We start from the raw sequence: 18,806 nt of genomic DNA, 5'->3' as shown, positions 1-18,806 counted from the left end.
CTCGGCGGTCGTGGGACGAGGGCCAGTGTCGAGGGGCGACCGACCGAAAATCCCTAGTGCTGGGGTGGGCACGCCGTCACGGCGCGGCGGCGAACTGGGAGTTGACCAGGGCGGTGTAGTCCCCGCCCGCGGCGAGCAGTTCCTCGTGGGTGCCGCGTTCGACGATGCTGCCGCCGCGCATCACCAGGATCAGGTCGGCGTCGCGGACGGTGGAGAGGCGGTGCGCGATCACGAAGCTGGTCCGGCCGCGGCGCAGGTCGGCCATGGCCCGCTGCACCAGCAGTTCGCTGCGGGTGTCCACGGAACTGGTCGCCTCGTCCAGGACCAGCACCGTCGGGGTGGCCAGGAAGGCCCGCGCCACGGTGATGAGCTGCTTCTCGCCCGCGCTGATGCCCGTCGTCTCGTCGAGCACCGTGTCGTAGCCGGAGGGCAGCGTCCGGACGAAGTGGTCCACGCGCATGGCCTTCGCCGCGGCCACGACCTCCTCCCTGCTCGCTCCGGGGCGGCCGTAGGCGATGTTCTCGGCGACGGTCCCCTCGAACAGCCAGGTGTCCTGCGGAACCAGGCCCATCCGGGACCGCAGGTCCGCCCGCCGCATCGTCGCGATGTCCACGCCGTCGAGCAGGATTCGCCCGGAGTCGGGTTCGCAGAAGCGCATCAGCAGGTTGCCCAGGGTGGTCTTGCCCGCGCCGGTGGGCCCCACGATCGCCACTGTCGCACCCGGGGGCACCGACAGCGTCAGGCCCTCGATCAGCGGGCGGTCCTGGGTGTACCGGAAGCACACGTCCGCGAACTCCACCCGGCCGGTGCCGGTGGCGGGCGTCGCGGGCGCGGTCGGGTCGGCGGGTTCCTCCTCGGCGTCGAGCAGCGCGAACACGCGCTCGGCCGAGACCAGGCCGGACTGGAACTTCCCCACGGCGGCGCCGACCTGGCCCACCTGGTTGCTGAAGATGTTGGCGTACTGCATGAACGCCTGCACGTCGCCGACCGACAGGGCCCCCGCGGTCACCCGCAGCGCGCCGACGACCGCGACGACGACGTAGTTCAGGTTCGTCACGAACAGCAGCGCGGGTTCGATCGTCTCGGCCAGGAACTGCGCCGAGGAGCCCGCCCGGTGCGCCCGGTCGTTGTGCGCGTCGAACTCCGCCTCGCCGCGGGCCCGCCGCCCGAACGCCCGCACCAGCGCGTGCCCGGTGTAGGTGTCCTCGACGTGCGCGGCCAAGGCGCCGGTGGCGGCCCACTGCTCGTCGAAGCGCGGTCGGGCCCGTGCGCTGAGCAGCGTGGCCACCACCGTGCACACCGGCACGCTCACCAGCAGCGAGACCGCCAGGATCGGGGAGATGACGAACATCAGCGCGATCAGGGAGACCGAGTACAGCACGGCCGAGAAGAGCTGGCCCAGGGTCTGCTGGAGCACCTGCTGGAGGTTGTCCACGTCGTTGGTGATCCGGCCGAGCAATTCGCCGCGGGAGTGCGCGTCGAAGTAGGACAGCGGCAGCCGCGACAGCTTCGCCTCCACCCGTTCCCGCAGGTCCCTGGCCACCTCCTGCACCACGTTCGCCGCGACCCGCTCCTGCACGAAGCCGCACGCGGAGCCGATCGAGAACAGCAGCAGCGCGAGCAGCAGCACCGACCCCACCGCGTCGAAGTCGATCCCGGTGCCGGGCACCACGTCCACTGTCGCGTACACCGAGGCGAGCGTGTCGTTGCCGTCCGCGCGCAACTGGGCCAGCGCCTGGTCTTTGGACAGACCCGCGGGCAGCCCGGCGCCCGCCACCCCGGCCAGCACGAGGTCGGTGGCGCGCCCGAGCACCAGCGGGGCGGTGGTGTTCACCACGATCCCGGCCAGGCTGATCAGCAGCCCGGTGGTGAGCACCAGGCGGTGCGGGCGCAGCAGCCGCGCGACCGCGCGCAGCGTGCCCCCTCGGTCGGTCACCTCCTCCTGCCCGCTCACGCGACCTCCTCCTGGCGGGTGAGCTGGGAGCGCACGATCTCCTGGTAGGTGCGGTTGCCCGCCACCAGTTCCCCGTGCGTGCCGCGGCCCACGACGCGGCCCTCCTCCAGCACCACGATCTCGTCGGCGTCGCGGATGGTGCTCACCCGTTGGGCGACGACCACCACCGCGGCGTCGGCCACCTCCGGTGCCAGTGCCGCCCGCAGCCTGGCCTCGGTGCCGTAGTCGAGACCGGAGAAGCAGTCGTCGAACAGGTAGACCCCGGGGCGGCGCACCAGGGCCCGCGCCAGGGCCAACCGCTGCCGCTGCCCGCCGGAGACGTTGGTGCCGCCCTGGGTGATCCCCGCGCGCAGCCCGCCCGGCATCGCGGCGACGAAGTCGCGCGCCTGCGCCACCTCCAGGGCGTGCCAGAGTTCGGCCTCGGTGGCGTCGTCGTCGCCCCAGCGCAGGTTCGACTCGACGGTCCCGGCGAACAGGTACGGCTGCTGCGGCACCAACCCGACCGCGCGGCTGCGCGCCTCGTCGGTCAGGTGGCGCACGTCCACCCCGCCCACCAGCACGGTCCCGGTGGTCGCGTCGAACGCGCGCACCACCAGGTTCAGCAGCGTCGTCTTGCCGCTGCCGGTGCCGCCGATGACGGCCAGGGTCCGGCCCGGCCGGGCGGTGAGGTCGATGTCGCGCAGGAACGCCGCCTCGGCGCCGGGGTAGCGGAAGCCCACCCCGCGCAGGTCGAGGTGGCCCCGCCGCGGCTGCCCGACGGGCGGGTCCGCGGGCCGGGTCAACTCCGGCCGGGTGTCGAGCACCTGGCTGACGCGCCGGGCCGCGGCCCGCGCCCTGGGCACGGTGAGCGTGACGTGGATGGCGATCACCATCGCGGTGAGCACCAGCACGACGTAGCCGATGAAGGCGCTCAGCGCGCCCAGCCGCAGTTCCCCGGACCCGATCCGCCCCGCCCCGATCCACACCACGAGCACGGTGGTCCCGTTGCCCATCAGCAGCACCAGCGGGAAGACGGCGGCGGCGAGCCTGCGCGCCCGGCGGGTGAGCAGGAAGGTCTCGGTGTTGGCCTCGGCGAAGCGCTGCCGCTCGTGCTCGTGCCGGACGAACGCGCGCACCACCCGGACCCCGGTGACCTGCTCGCGCAGCAGCCGGTTCATCCGGTCCACGCCCACCTGGATGCGGCTGTACAGGGAGGTCATCCTGGCCAGCAGCAGCACGACCACCACGGCGGTGGCGGGCACCAGCACGACCAGCACCAGCGCCAGCGGCACGTCCTGCTGCAACGCGAGCACCACGCTCATCACGCACATGATCGGCGCGGCGACGATGCTGTTGAGCCCGTCCGCGGTGACCGCCTGGACCTGCTGCACGTCGTTGAGCGTCCGGGTGCTCAGCGAGGACGTGCCGAACCGGCCGATCTCGTGCGCGGAGAACCGCTGCACCCGGCGGTAGACCGCCGAGCGCAGGTCGCGGCCGACCGCGGCGGCGGTGCGGGCGCCGAAGTACTGCGCCCCCAGCCGGGCCGCGAGCTGCACGGCGGCGACCACCACCATGAGACCGCCCAGCCGCCAGATGGTGGGCACCGAGCCCGCCAGCAGACCCCGGTCGATGATCAGTGCGTTGAGGGTCGGCAGCAGCAGGAACGCCACCGTCTGCACGACCTGCAACGCGACGACCAGCGCGACCGCGCCGCGGTAGGGGCGCAGTGCGGTCCTGAGCAGGCGGAGAAGCACGCGGCACTCCCGGGTCCGGGGATTCGGCGGTCCGGGGATTCGGTGCTGCCGCCCGCGCCGCTGTCCCCGGTGCGGCGCGCCCGCGCAGCGTGTCGCGGCCACAGCACGCAATTCCCTAGGTTTCGCCGCGTTTTCCCGGGCCGGTCCTAGGAAATTTTCCGGCGTCCGGGATCAACACTGCTCGGCGGCGTCCACTGGTGAATGGAACCGAAATGGATGGTTCGATGGACAACGAGCAGCGCCTCCGGGACTACCTGAAGCGGGCGACGGTCGACCTCCGGCGCACCCGCCAACGGGTCCAGGAGTTGGAGGACTCGGCGGTCGAGCCGCTGGCCATCGTCGGCATGGGCTGCCGCTACCCCGGCGACGTGCGCGGTCCGGAGGACCTGTGGGCGATGCTGGCGCGCGGCGGGCACGGCATCACCGGTTTCCCCACCGACCGCGGCTGGGACCCCGAGGCCCTGGGCGCCTCCGCCACCCTCTCCGGCGGGTTCCTGCACGACGCGACCACCTTCGACGCCGACTTCTTCGGCATCTCCCCGCGCGAGGCCCTGTCCATGGACCCGCAGCAGCGGGTGCTGCTGGAGACCGCCTGGGACGCGGTCGAGCGGGCGGGCATCGACCCGCTGGCGCTCAAGGGCAGCCGGACCGGGGTGTTCGTCGGGGCGATGCCGCAGGAGTACCGGGTCGGCGCGGGCGACAACGTCGACGGATTCCGGCTGACCGGCAACACCTCCAGCGTGGTGTCCGGGCGGCTGGCGTACTTCCTGGGCCTGGTCGGCCCCGCCATCACCGTGGACACCGCGTGCTCGTCGTCGCTGGTGTCGCTGCACCTGGCCGCGCACGCGCTGCGGGCGGGGGAGTGCGACCTGGCGCTGGTCGGCGGGGTGACCGTGATGGCCAGCCCGATCACGTTCGTGGAGTTCTCCAAGCAGGGCGGGCTGGCCGCCGACGGGCACTGCCGCTCCTTCGCCGACTCCGCCTCGGGCACCGGCTGGGCCGAGGGCGCGGGCGTGCTGGTGCTGGAAAAGCTGTCCGACGCTCGGCGCAACGGCCACCACGTGCTCGCGGTGGTGCGCGGTTCCGCGGTCAACCAGGACGGCGCGAGCAACGGGCTCACCGCGCCCAACGGCCCGTCCCAGGTCCGGGTCATCGAGCAGGCGCTGCTCAACGCCCGCCTGTCGGCCGACCAGGTCGACGTGGTGGAGGCGCACGGCACCGGCACCACCCTGGGCGACCCGGTGGAGGCCGAGGCGCTGCTGGCCACCTACGGCCGCAACCGGCCCGAGGGCCGCCCGCTGCTGCTGGGTTCGGTGAAGTCCAACCTCAGCCACACCCAGGCCGCCGCCGGTGTCGCGGGCGTCATCAAGGTGGTGCTGGCCCTGCGGCACGGGCTGCTGCCCAAGACCCTGCACGCGGACGAGCCGACGTCGCACGTGGACTGGTCGGCCGGGACCGTCGCGCTGGCCACCGAGCACACGCCGTGGCCCGCCGACGCGGACCGCCCGCGCCGCGCCGGTGTGTCGTCGTTCGGCCTCAGCGGAACCAACGCGCACGCCATCATCGAGGAGGCACCCGCGGTCGAGGAGTCGGCGCCTCCCGCTGAGGTCGCCGCGGGCCCGGTGCCGCTGGTGCTCTCCGGCCGCACCCGGGAGGCGCTGGCCGCGCAGGCCGATCAACTTTTGTCCACCGTGGACGAGCACGGCGTGGTGGACACCGCGCTGTCGCTGGCCACCACCCGCTCCGCGTTCGAGCACCGCGCGACCGTGGTGGCCGCCGACGCCGAGCAGGCCAGGGCCGGGCTGGTGGCCTTGGCCACGGGCGAGGCACCGGCGGATCGCCCCACCCGGGGCAAGCCCAAGCTCGCCGTGCTGTTCACCGGGCAGGGCGCGCAGCGCGCGGGCATGGGCCGCGAGCTGTACGACCGGTTCCCGGTGTTCGCGAACGCCCTGGACGAGGTGTGCGCCGTGCTGCGACCGCACCTGGAGCGCGAGCTGCGCGAGGTGATGTGGGCCAAGACCGCGCACACCCTCAACCGCACCGAGTACGCCCAGCCCGCGCTGTTCGCCGTCGAGGTGGCGCTGTACCGGCTGGTCGAGTCCTGGGGCGTGCGGCCCGACTACCTCGCGGGCCACTCCATCGGCGAGCTGTCCGCCGCGCACGTCGCCGGGGTGCTGGACCTGGCAGAGGCGGCCGCGCTGGTCGCTGCGCGCGGGCGGCTGATGCAGGCCCTGCCCGCGGGCGGGGTCATGACCTCCGTGCGGGCGCCGGAGTCCGTGGTGGCACCCCTGGTCGAACCGCACGCCGACCGCGTGTCCATCGCGGCGGTCAACGGGCCGGACGCTGTGGTCGTGGCGGGCGAGGCCGACGCGGTCGCCGGGATCGAAGCGCTGCTGGCCGAGCTGGGGCACAGGACCAAGCGGCTGCGCGTCTCGCACGCCTTCCACTCCCCGCTCGTGGACCCGGTGCTCGACGGTTTCCGGGCGGTCGCCGCCGGGCTGTCCTTCCACGAGCCGCTGCTGCCCGTGGTGACCTCGGTGACCGGCCTGCGGGGCGGGGTCGAGCAGTTGACCAGCGCCGACCACTGGACCGAGCACGTGCGCGCGACGGTGCGCTTCCACGACAGCCTCACCTGGCTGCACGAGCACGGCGTCACGGCGTTCCTGGAACTGGGCCCGGACGGCGTGCTCAGCACCCTGGTGCGCGAAGCCCTGCCCGAGGCCGACGCCGTCGCCTCGCTGCGCGGGGCGCAGCCCGAGGGCGCGGCCGTGGCCGCTGCCGCCGCCGGGCTGCACGCGCTCGGCGTGCCGGTGCGCTGGGCCGACTACTTCGCGGGCACCGGGGCCCGCCGCGTCGACCTGCCCACCTACCCCTTCCAGCGGCGCCGCTTCTGGCCGCGCGACGGCCACGCCGCGGGCGACCTGCGCGCCGCCGGGCTCGGCGCCGCCAACCACCCGCTGCTGGCCGCCGCCGCGTCACTGGCGGACTCCGACGGCGCCCTGCTCACCGGCAGGCTGTCGCTGGCCGCGCAGCCGTGGCTGGCCGACCACACCGTCCGCGGCACCACCGTGCTGCCCGGCACCGCGCTGCTGGAACTGGCCGTCCGCGCCGGGGACGAGGTCGGCTGCGGCCGGGTCGCCGAGCTGACCCTGACCGCTCCGCTGGTGCTGCCCGAGCAGGGCGGCGTGCAGGTGCAGTTGTGGATCGGCGGCCCCGACGCGGACGGGCGCCGCACCCTCACCGCCTACTCGCGCCCCGACGCGGGCGAGGCCACCGACTCGGCCGAGGACCGGCCGTGGACCCGGCACGCCGACGGTGTGCTGGCCCCGGGTGGGCAGCCGAGCGACTTCGACGCCACCGCCTGGCCGCCCACGGGCGCCGAACCGGTGGACCTGGACGGCTTCCACGACCGCACCGCCGAGGCGGGCTTGGCCTACGGGCCCGCGTTCCGCGGCCTGGTCGCGGCCTGGCTGGCCCCGGACGGCGCCGTGTTCGCCGAGGTCGAGCTGCCCGAGCACATCGCGGCCGACGCCGCCGCCTTCGGCGTGCACCCGGCCCTGCTCGACGCGGCCCTGCACGCCGTGGGGTTCACTGCCGTGGGCGACGGCGGTGTCGCGCTGCCGTTCTCCTGGGAGGGCGTGCGCCTGCACGCCACCGGCGCGGACGCGGCCAGGGTGCGGCTGGTGCCCCTGGGCGGGTCCGCGGTGTCGGTCGAGGTCGCCGACCCGGCGGGCGCCCCGCTGGTGTCGGTGGACTCGCTGGCCCTGCGCCCGCTGGCCGACGCGCCGGTGGTCGCCGCACCGGGCCGCGACGCCCTGTTCCGCCTCGACTGGGTCCCGGCGCCCGGTGGCGCGGCACCCGCGTCCGTCGCCGTCCTGGGCCCGGACGTGCCCGCGTTGCCGGGGCTGGAGGTGCTGGTCGCCGCCGGGATCGCCGACCTGCCTGGGACGGTGCCGCCGGTCGTGCTGGCACCCGTGCCCGCCGGGTCCGGGAACCCGGTCGCCGACGCGCACGCCGCCACCGCGTGGGCCCTGGGTCTCGCGCAGGAGTGGTTGGCCGAGGAGCGCTGCGCGGGGTCGCGGCTGGTGTTCACGACCCGCGGTGGGGTGTCCACGCGGGCGGGTGAGTCGGTGGACCCGGCGCAGGCCGCCGTGTGGGGCTTCGCCCGGGCGGTCGAGGTGGAGAACCCGGGCCGGTTCGGTGCCCTGGACGCCGGGGCCGACGCGGTCGTGGCGCTCGGCACCGGTGAACCGCAGGTCGCGGTGCGCGACGGCGTGGCGCTGGCCGCCCGGCTGGCACGGGTGAGCCCACCCGAGGAGCCCACCGCCGTCTCCTGGGGCGGTGGCACGGTCCTGGTCACCGGTGGCACCAGCGGCATCGGCGCGCTGGCGGCGCGGCACCTCGCCGAGCACCACGGCGTGCGCGACCTGCTGCTGGTCAGCAGGCGCGGCGCCGACGCCGACGGCGTGGCCGACCTGGTCACCGCGATCGCCGGGCTGGGCGCGCGGGTGCGCGTGGTCGCCGTCGACGTGGCCGACCGGGACGCGCTGGCCGCCGTGCTCGCCGCGGCCGAGCCGCCGGTGACCGGTGTCCTGCACGCGGCCGGGGTCCTGGACGACGGCGTGCTGGCGTCGCTGACCCCGGAGCGGGTCGCGGCCGTGCTGCGCCCCAAGGTCGACGCGGCCTGGCACCTGCACGAGCTGGCCGGGGACCTGTCGGCCTTCGTGGTGTTCTCCTCGGCGGCGGGCGTGCTGGGCGCGGCCGGGCAGTCGGGTTACGCGGCGGGCAACGCCTTCCTCGACGCCCTGGTGGCCCGGCGCCGGGCGGCGGGCCTGCCGGGCGCGTCCCTGGCCTGGGGGCCGTGGGACCGCGGCGCGGGCATGACCGGGTCGCTCGGGGAGTCCGGCATGCTGCGGCTGGCCCGCACCGGCGCCCTGCCGCTGTCCGCTGTGGACGGCCTCGCCCTGTTCGACGCGGCCCTGGCCTGCCCGGACGCGCAGGCAGTGCCGGTGCGCCTGGACCTGCCCGCGCTGCGCGCCCGCGACGAGGTCCCACCCGTGCTGCGCGGCCTGGTCCGGCCGCGGGTCCGCCGCGGCGCCGCGACCGCCGCCGCGGCGGACGGCCTCGCGCGGCGGCTGGCCGGGATGGGCGCCGCCGAACGCGCCGACGCGGTCCTGGAGCTGGTGCTCGGCCGGGTCGCCGCGGTGCTCGGCCACGCGGGCACCGGGCACGTCGACCCGCAGCGGGCGTTCTCCGACCTGGGCTTCGACTCGCTGACCGCGGTCGAGCTGCGCAACCAGCTCGCCGCCGCCACCGGCCTGCGCACCTCGCCGACACTGGTCTTCGACCACCCCACGCCCACGGCGCTGGCCGCGCACGTGCTGGCGGAACTGCTCGGCTCCGACAGCGCCGGGGCCGAACCGGTCACCACCGCGGCGGCCGCGGCCGACGACCCGATCGCGATCGTCGGCATGGCCTGCCGCTACCCCGGTGGGGTCACCTCCCCGGAGGACCTGTGGCGGCTGGTCACCGAGGGCGCCGACGCCATCTCCGGCTTCCCGACCAACCGCGGCTGGGACCTGGGCACCCTGTTCGACCCGGACCCCGACCACCCCGGCACCTCCTACGTCCGCTCCGGCGGGTTCCTGCACGACGCGGGCGAGTTCGACCCCGGGTTCTTCGGCATGAGCCCGCGCGAGGCGCTGGCCACCGACGCCCAGCAGCGGCTGCTGCTGGAGGCGTCCTGGGAGGCCGTCGAACGCGCGGGCATCCCCCCGGTGTCCCTGCGCGGCAGCCGCACCGGCGTGTTCGCCGGTGTCATGTACAGCGACTACGCCAACGCCCTCGGCGGCGGCGAGTTCGAGGGCCACCAGGGCACCGGCACCTCGGCGAGCGTGGTGTCCGGGCGGGTGTCCTACACCCTGGGCCTGGAGGGCCCGGCGGTCACGGTGGACACGGCCTGCTCCTCCTCGCTGGTGGCGATGCACCTGGCCGCGCAGGCGCTGCGCGGCGGGGAGTGCTCGCTGGCGCTCGCGGGCGGGGTCACCGTCATGTCGACCCCGACGCCGTTCCTGGAGTTCTCCCGGCAGCGCGGCCTGGCCGCCGACGGCCGGTGCAAGGCGTTCTCCGACGCCGCCGACGGCGTGGCGTGGGGCGAGGGCGTCGGTGTGCTGGTGCTGGAGCGGTTGTCCGACGCGCGCCGCAACGGGCACCCGGTGCTCGCGGTGGTCCGGGGTTCCGCGGTGAACTCCGACGGCGCCTCCAACGGCCTCACCGCGCCGAACGGCCCCGCGCAGCAGCGGGTCGTCCGCGCCGCGCTGGCCAGCGCCCGCCTCTCCGCCGCCGACGTGGACGCCGTGGAGGGCCATGGCACCGGCACCGCCCTGGGCGACCCGATCGAGGCGCAGGCGCTGCTGGCGACCTACGGCCGCGACCGCGACCCCGAGCGGCCTCTGTTGCTGGGCTCGGTGAAGTCCAACATCGGCCACACCCAGGCGGCCGCGGGCGTGGCCGGGGTGATCAAGATGGTGCTGGCGCTGCGGCACGGCGTGCTGCCGCGCACCCTGCACGTGGACGCGCCGTCGACGAACGTCGACTGGACCGCGGGCGAGGTGCGGCTGCTCACCGAGCAGACCCCGTGGCCGGAGACCGGCCGCCCGCGCCGGGCGGCGGTGTCGTCGTTCGGCTTCAGCGGCACCAACGCGCACACCATCCTGGAGGCCGCGCCACCCGCCGCCGACACCGCGCCCGCCCCGCAGGTGGTGCCCGGCGTGGTCCCGGTGCTGGTGTCCGGTCGCGGCCGCGACGCCCTGCGGGCGCAGGCCGAGCGGCTGCTCGGGCGGCTCGACTCGGCCACCCCGCTCGACCTGGCGCACTCGCTGGCGACCACCCGCTCCCGGTTCGGGCAGCGGGCGGCCGTGATCGTCCCCGACACCGACACCCTCCGCCGCGCGCTCGCCGCGCTGGCCGCCGACCGGCCGGACGCCGCCCTGGTCGAGGCCGAGGTGGCGCCCGGGCGGGTCGCGGTCGTCTTCTCCGGCCAGGGTTCGCAGCGCCTGGGCATGGGCCGCGAGCTGCACGGCCGGTTCCCGGTGTTCGCCGCGGCCTTCGACGCGGTCCTGGCTGAGCTGGACCCCGGGGTGCGCGACGTCGTCTGGGGCGCCGACGCCGAGGAGCTGAACCGGACGGGGTGGGCGCAGCCCGCGCTGTTCGCGCTGGAGGTGGCGCTCTACCGGCTCCTGGAGTCCTGGGGCGTGGTGCCGGACTACGTGGCGGGCCACTCCGTCGGCGAGGTCACCGCGGCCCACGTGGCCGGGGTGCTGCCGCTGGCGGACGCGGCGGCGCTGGTCTCCGCGCGGGCGCGGCTGATGCAGGCCCTGCCCGAGGGTGGCGCCATGACGGCTGTGGAGGCCACCGAGGACGAGGTCGCCACCGAACTGGTGGACGGCGTGTCCATCGCGGCCGTCAACGGCCCCGCCGCCGTGGTCATCGCCGGTGCGGCCGAGGCCGTGGAGCAGGTCGTCGAGGTGTTCCGCGCCCGGGGCAACCGCACCAAGGCGCTGCGCGTGTCGCACGCGTTCCACTCGCCGCTGGTGGAGCCCATGCTGGAGGGGTTCCACGCGGCGGTGGCGGGGCTGTCGTTCGCCCCGGCGCGCATCCCCGTGGTGTCCAACGTGTCCGGTGAGCTGGCGGGCGCGGAACTGTCCACCGCCGAGTACTGGGTGCGTCACGTGCGGGAGGCGGTGCGCTTCGCCGACGGCGCGCGCACCCTCGTCGAGCGCGGGGTGCGCACCGTGGTCGAGCTGGGCCCCGACGGCGTGCTGTCGGCCATGGTGGAGGACTCCGTCGGCGAGGACGCGGTCGCGGTCGTGCCCGCGCTGCGCCCGGACCGCGGCGAGGAGCAGGCCGCTGTCACGGCGCTTGCCCGCCTGGACACCCTGGGCGTGCCCGTCGACTGGACCGCGTTCTTCGCGGGCACCGGCGCCCGCCGGGTCGACCTGCCGACCTACGCCTTCGCGCGCGAGTCCTACTGGCCGCAGGCCCGCAGGGCGCCTGCCGCCGACCCGGCCGCCGAGCGGCTCTGGGCGGCCCTCGACGGCGACGCCGCCGGGCTGGCCGACCTGCTCGGCCTCGGTGCCGAGCAGCGCGGCTCGCTGGCCGACCTGCTGCCCGCGCTGTCCACGTGGCGGCGGGAGCAGGGCGAGCGCTCCACCCTGGACACCTGGCGCTACCGCGTCGACTGGACCGCCCTGCCCGAGCGGGCCGCCGCGCTCACCGGGACCTGGCTGCTCGTCACCGCCCCGGCGGACATCGACACCGCCCCGGCGGACATCGACGCAGAAGACACGGGCACCGAAGGAGAGGTTGCCGCCGCTCTGCGTGCCCACGGCGCCGAGGTCCGCACCCTGGTGGTGGCCGACACCGACCGCGCCGAGCTGGCAGCCCGCCTCGCCGAGGCGGCCACAGCCGACGGGTTCACGGGTGTGGTGTCGGTGTTGCCGTCCGCTGAGGACCCACTGGGGTTCCCGCTGGGCCTCGCGCTGACCGTCACCCTGGTGCAGGCACTGGGCGACGCCGGGCTCACAGCTCCACTGTGGACGATCACCCGGGGTGCGGTGGGCACCGGGCCGGACGACCCGGTGCGCAGCCCCGCGCAGGCGGCCACCTGGGGCCTCGGCCGCATCGTGGCCCTGGAGCACCCCGACCGCTGGGGCGGTCTGGTCGACCTGCCAGCGGTGCTCGACGAGCGCGCCGCCCGCCACCTGGCCGCCACCCTGGCTGACCCCGGCGGCGAGGACCAGGTCGCCGTCCGCGCGGCGGGCAGGCGCGGTCGCCGCCTGGTCCGGTACCTGCCCACCCTGCCCGCGGCCGGGTTCACCGCGCGCGGCACCGTGCTGGTCACCGGTGGCACCGGTGGCCTCGGCGGCGAGGTGGCGCGCTGGCTGGCCCGCGCCGGGGCGCGGCACCTGGTGCTGACCAGTCGCCGCGGCCCGGCCGCGCCGGGGGCCGCCGAGCTGCGCGCCGAGCTGGAGGAGCTGGGCGCCGCGGTCGAGATCACCGCCTGCGACGTGGCCGACCGCGCCGCGCTCGCCGCCGTGCTGGCCGCCGTCCCCGCCGAGCACCCGCTGACCGGGGTCGTGCACACCGCGGGCACCAGCGACGTGAAGCCGCTGGCCGAGACCGGGTTGGCCGAGTTCGGGGCCGTGCTGTCGGCCAAGGTGGCCGGGGCGCTCAACCTCGACGCCCTGCTCGGGGACACCGACCTGGACCTGTTCGTGCTGTTCGGCTCCATCGCGGGCACCCTCGGCGGCGGTGGCCAGACCTCCTACGGCGCCGCCAACGCCTACCTCGACGCGCTCGCCGAGCACCGGGCCGCCCGCGGCCTGACCGCGACCTCGGTCGCCTGGGGGCCGTGGGCGGGCGCGGGCATGGCCACCGACGAGGTGATGTCGGAGACGTTCCGGCGCAGCGGCCTGCGGTTCCTGCCCGCCGCGCCCGCGCTCACCGAGCTGGGCGACGCCGTGGTCCGCGGCGACACCACCGTCACGGTGGTGGACCTGGACTGGGCCCGCTACGCGCCGGTGTTCACCGCCGTCCGCCCGAGCCCGCTGCTGTCCGCCCTGCCCGAGGTCGCCGCGCAGGCCGACCCCGCGACGGCCCCGGCAGGCAGTGAGTTCGCCGCGCGCCTGGCCGCGCTGCCCGCCGACGAGCGGGCGCACCTGCTGGTCGACCTGGTCCGCACCGAGGCGGCGGCCGTGCTGGGCCACGACTCCGCCGAGGGCGTGCCGGAGCGGCGCGCGTTCCGCGACGGCGGCTTCGACTCGCTCACCGCCGTGGAGTTGCGCAAGCGGCTCAACCGCATCACCGGCCTTTCGCTGCCCAGCACCATCGTGTTCGACTACCCGAACCCCGTGGTGCTCGCCGACTTCCTCGCGGGCGAACTGCTGGGCGCGGCGGCGGGCGCCCCCGGCGCGGTGGCCGCCACGACCGCGGCGGCCGACGAGCCCATCGCCATCGTCGGCATGGCCTGCCGGTTCCCCGACGGGGCGGGCACGCCCGAGCGGTTCTGGGACCTGGTGGCGAACGGGGTCGACGCCAGCACCGAGTGGCCGCTGGACCGGGGCTGGGACCCGGCGGCGCTGTTCGACCCCGACCCGGACAAGCCCAACACCTCCTACACCACGCGCGGCTCCTTCGTGCACGACGCGGGAGACTTCGACCCCGGGTTCTTCGACATCTCCCCGCGCGAGGCGCTGGCCATGGACCCGCAGCAGCGCCTGCTGCTGGAGACCACGTGGGAGGCGGTCGAGCGCGCGGGCATCGACCCCGCCACCCTGCGCGGCAGCACGACCGGCACGTTCGTCGGGTCCAGCTTCCAGGACTACGCCGCCGCCCGGGTCGACGACCTCGAACCGCACGTCGTCACCGGTTCCATCCCCAGCGTGCTGTCCGGGCGCCTGGCCTACGTGCTCGGCCTGGAGGGCCCGGCCGTCACCGTCGACACCGCGTGCTCCTCCTCCCTGGTGGCGATGCACCTGGCCTGCCAGTCGCTGCGCACCGGTGAGACCACGCTCGCCCTGGCGGGCGGCGCCACCGTGATGCCCAACCCGTCCGGGTTCACCGCGTTCAGCCGCCAGCGGGCGCTGGCCGGTGACGGCCGGTCCAAGGCGTTCGCCGAGGACGCCGACGGCATGGGCCTCGGCGAGGGCGTCGGCGTGGTGTTGCTGGAGAAGCTGTCCGACGCGGTGGCCAACGGGCACCGGGTGCTGGCGGTCATCCGCGGTTCCGCGGTGAACTCCGACGGCGCGTCCAACGGCCTCACCGCGCCCAACGGCCCCTCGCAGCAGCGAGTCATCCGGCAGGCGCTGGCCAACGCGCGCCTGGAACCGTCCGATGTGGACGTGGTCGAGGCGCACGGCACCGGCACCGCCCTCGGCGACCCGATCGAGGCGCAGGCGTTGCAGGCCACCTACGGCCGCGACCGCGACCCCGAGCGCCCGCTGCTGCTGGGCTCGGTGAAGTCCAACATCGGCCACACCCAGTCGGCCGCGGGCGTGGCGAGCGTGATCAAGATGGTGTTGGCGCTCAACCACGGCGTGCTGCCGCGCACCCTGCACGCGCAGACCCCGTCCTCGCACATCGACTGGAGCGACGGCACCGTAGCCCTGCTCACCGAGGCCCGGCCGTGGGCTGCGGGGGAGCGGGTCCGGCGCGCCGGGGTGTCCTCCTTCGGCATCAGCGGCACCAACGCGCACGTGCTGGTCGAGGAGGCACCCCCCGCGCCCGCACCCGCCGGGCGGGAACCCGCGCCGGTCCCGGCCCTGCCGCTGGTGTTCTCAGCCCGGTCCGCCGCCGCCCTGCGCGGCCAGGCCGCGCGCCTGGCGACCGTGGCCGCCGACCCGGTCGACCTCGGTCACTCGCTGATCACGTCCCGCACCCTGTTCGAGCACCGGGCGGTCGCCGTCGGCGCCGACGCGGCGGCGCTCACCGGGGCGCTCGGGGCGTTCGGCCGGGGCGAGGCCGCCCCGACCGTGGTCGAGGGCGTCGCCGACATCGAGGGCCGCACCGTGTTCGTCTTCCCCGGCCAGGGCGCGCAGTGGGTCGGGATGGGCGCGCGGCTGCTGGAGGAGTCGCCCGTGTTCGCCGCCCGGGTCGCCGAGTGCGCGGCGGCCCTCGCCGAGTTCACCGACTGGTCGCTGCTCGACGTGCTGCGGCAGGTCGACGGGGCACCGGCGCTGGACCGGGTCGACGTGGTGCAACCGGCGTCCTTCGCGGTGATGGTGTCGCTGGCGGCGCTGTGGCGCTCCCGGGGCGTGCACCCGGACGCCGTGGTCGGCCACTCCCAGGGCGAGATCGCCGCGGCCGTGGTGGCGGGCGCGCTGTCGCTGGCCGACGGCGCCCGCGTGGTGGCCCTGCGCAGCGCGGCCATCGCCAGGCGGCTCGCGGGCCGGGGCGGCATGATGTCGGTGCCGCTGCCGGTGGAGCGCGTCGAACCGCTGCTGCCCGCCGACGGGTCGGTGCAGCTCGCGGCGGTCAACGGGCCGGGCTCGGTCGTCGTGGCCGGTGCGCCCGCCGCGCTGGACGCGCTGTTCGACACCCTGACCGCCGACGGCGTGCGGGTGCGGCGCATCGCCGTGGACTACGCCTCGCACACCGCGCAGGTGGAGGACCTGCGCGACGAGCTGCTGGAAGTCCTCGCCCCCATCTCCCCCCGGGCCGCCGAGGTGCCGTTCCACTCCACGATCACCGGCGAGTGGCTGGACACCACCGGCATGGACGCGGGCTACTGGTACCGCAACCTGCGCCACACGGTCGGCTTCGGGCCCGCCATCGCCGCCCTGCTCGACTCGGGTCACCGGGTGTTCATCGAGGCCAGCCCGCACCCGGTGCTCGGCGTGGGCATCACCGAGTCGGTGGACGCGGCGGGGGTGCGGGCCGTGGTGACCGGCACGCTGCGCCGCGACCAGGGCGGCCTGGACCGCTTCCTGCTGTCGCTGGCCGGGGTGTTCGTGCGTGGGGTCCGCGTCGACTGGACCGGGCAGTACCCGGGCGGTCGCCGCGTCGACCTGCCCACCTATGCCTTCCAGCACGAGCGGCTGTGGGTCCCGGTCGAGCCGCAGGCCGTCGCCGCGGGTGGCGCCGACCCCGTGGAGGCCGGGTTCTGGTCCGCGGTGGAGCAGGGCGACCTGGCCGGGCTCACCGCCGACCTGGCGGTGGACGAGCGGTCGCTGGCCGCGGTGCTGCCCGCGCTGTCGGCCTGGCGCGGGCGCCGCCGTGAAGAGTCCACTGTGGATTCGTGGCGCTACCGGGTGTCGTGGACCCCGGTCGCCACCGGTCGACCCGCCCTCGCGGGCCGCTGGCTCGTGGTCACCGCCGAGGGCGTCGCTGACGAGGACGTGTTCGCCGCGCTCGCCGACCACGGCGCCGAGCCGCAGCGCTTGGTGCTCGACGCCGGGTGCGCGGACCGGACCGTGCTCACCGAGCGGCTGGCCGGGTTCGCCGACGTCGCGGGCGTGGTCTCGCTCGCGGCCGGGTCGCGCCGCCCGCTGGCCGGGTTCTCCGCGCTGGACGAGGGCACCGCCCTGACCGTCGCCCTGGTGCAGGCGTTGGGGGACACCGGCATCGAGGCGCCGCTGTGGGTGCTCACCCGCGGCGCCGTGTCCACCGGGCGCGGCGACGAGGTGGCGCACCCGGAACAGGCGCAGGCACTCGGCATCGGCTGGACGGCCGCGCTGGAACACCCCCGCCGGGTCGGCGGCACCGTCGACCTGCCCGCCGGGCTCGACGCCCGCGGCCGGACCAGGCTCGCCGCCGTGCTGTCCGGCGCCACCGGTGAGGACCAGCTCGCCGTGCGCCCGGCGGGCACCCTGGCCAGGCGCGTCGTGCGGGCGCCCAGGACCGGGGACGACCCTGGGTGGACCGCTCGCGGCACGGTGCTCGTCACCGGCGGCACCGGCACGCTGGCCCCGCACCTGGCCCGCTGGCTGGCCGCCCGGGGCGCCGAGCGCGTCGTGCTGACCAGCCGCCGCGGCCCGGACGCGCCGGGCGCGGCCGACCTGGTCGCCGAGCTGACCGCGCTCGGCACCACCGCCGAGGTCGTGGCCTGCGACGTCACCGACCGCGCCGCCGTCGCCGCCCTGCTGGATCGGCTGCGCGCCGACGGCCCGCCGCTGCGCTCGGTGGTGCACACCGCCGCCGTGATCGAGCTGCACAGCCTGCACGACACCACCCCGGCGGACTTCGAGCGCGTGCTCGACGCCAAGGTGACCGGGGCCCGCGTCCTGGACGAGCTGCTGGCCGACGACGAGCTGGACAGCTTCGTGCTGTACTCGTCCACCGCGGGCATGTGGGGCTCCGGGGTGCACGCGGCCTACGTGGCGGGCAACGCCCACCTGCACGCGCTGGCCGCCGCCCGCCGCGCCAGGGGTCTGCCCGCGCTCGCGCTGTCCTGGGGCATCTGGGCCGACGACCGCGAGCTGGGCCGGGTCGACCCGGGCCAGATCCGGCGCAGCGGCCTGGTGTTCATGGAGCCGGGCCCGGCGCTGACCGCGCTGGGCCACGCCTTGGCGGGCACCGACCCGGCGCTGGCCATCGCCGACATCGACTGGGACCGCTACCACTCGGTTTTCACCTCGGGCCGCCCGAGCACGCTGTTCGACGAGATCCCCGAGGTGAAGGCGCTCACCGCCGTCGCGGAACAGCCCGCGACCGGCGGCGCCGGGGGCGAGTTCGCCGCCTCGCTGCGCGCCCTGCCCCCCGGTGAGCGGCGGCGGGTGCTGCTCGACCTGGTGCGCGGCCGGGCCGCCACCGTGCTCGGCCACACCTCGGGCGACGCGGTCGGCGAGCAGCGCGCGTTCCGCGACGCCGGGTTCGACTCGGTGACCGCGATCGACCTGCGCAACCGCATCGCCGAGGCCACCGGTCTGACGCTGCCCAGCACCATGGTGTTCGACCACCCGAACCCGCTCGCGCTGGTGGAGTACCTGCTCGCCGAGATCGCGGGGGAGGCCCCCACCGGGACCGGGCGGGTCGCGGGAGGCGCAGCACCGGACGAACCCATCGCCATCATCGGCATGAGCTGCCGTTACCCGGGCGGCGCGAACTCCCCGGAAGCCCTCTGGGACCTGGTGACCGGCGGGGTGGACGCGATCAGCGGGTTCCCGGCCGACCGCGGCTGGAACGCCGAGGACCTGTACGACCCGGACCCCGACCGCGCGGGCCGGACCTACTCGGTGCAGGGCGGTTTCCTGCACGACGTGGCCGACTTCGACGCGGGCTTCTTCGGCATCTCCCCGCGCGAGGCGCTGGCCATGGACCCGCAGCAGCGCCTGCTGCTGGAGACCTCCTGGGAGGCGTTCGAGCGGGCGGGCCTGGACCCGCACGGGCTGCGCGGCAGCCGCACCGGCACGTTCATCGGGGCCAGCTACCAGGACTACACGGCCTCGGTGTCGCGCACGGCGGAGAGCGCCGAGGGCCACATGATCACCGGTTCGCTGGGCAGCATCCTGTCCGGCCGGGTGGCGTACCTGCTCGGCCTGGAGGGCCCAGCGGTCACCCTGGACACCGCCTGCTCCTCCTCGCTGGTCGCCCTGCACCTGGCCGCGCAGTCCCTGCGCACC

General features: G+C 75.9%; 3 protein-coding genes (1 of these 3 cut by a window edge). 1 reads left to right on the top strand and 2 read right to left on the bottom strand.

What is annotated here, in order from left to right; genetic code table 11:
* Window positions 1-76: 76 nt before the first annotated feature.
* Both UO65_RS26075 and UO65_RS26070 read right to left on the bottom strand, forming a co-directional pair.
* Window positions 77-1,954 carry an ABC transporter ATP-binding protein gene (locus tag UO65_RS26075; protein WP_035287535.1) on the bottom strand — a complete coding sequence of 626 codons (1,878 nt, stop codon included), beginning with the start codon at window positions 1,952-1,954 and terminating at the stop codon, window positions 77-79.
* On the bottom strand, window positions 1,951-3,687 hold the full coding sequence (locus tag UO65_RS26070) for an ABC transporter ATP-binding protein (protein WP_035287533.1): 1,737 nt from the start codon (window positions 3,685-3,687) through the stop codon (window positions 1,951-1,953). Before UO65_RS26070 ends, UO65_RS26075 begins: the two co-directional genes overlap by 4 nt.
* A 224-nt stretch (window positions 3,688-3,911) precedes the next feature.
* Between UO65_RS26070 and UO65_RS26065 the strand changes: the two genes are divergently transcribed.
* A protein-coding gene (locus UO65_RS26065; RefSeq protein ID WP_035287531.1) for a type I polyketide synthase crosses the window boundary here: on the top strand, window positions 3,912-18,806 show its 5' portion. Its footprint extends 13,011 nt past the window's final position; 14,895 of the gene's 27,906 nt are visible here — the first part of the coding sequence; its start codon is at window positions 3,912-3,914; its stop codon lies beyond the right edge, outside the window.

The organism is Actinokineospora spheciospongiae, assembly GCF_000564855.1.
In the GTDB taxonomy this organism is placed as follows: Bacteria; Actinomycetota; Actinomycetes; order Mycobacteriales; family Pseudonocardiaceae; genus Actinokineospora; species Actinokineospora spheciospongiae.
This window is presented reverse-complemented; position numbering and strand designations above follow the sequence as displayed.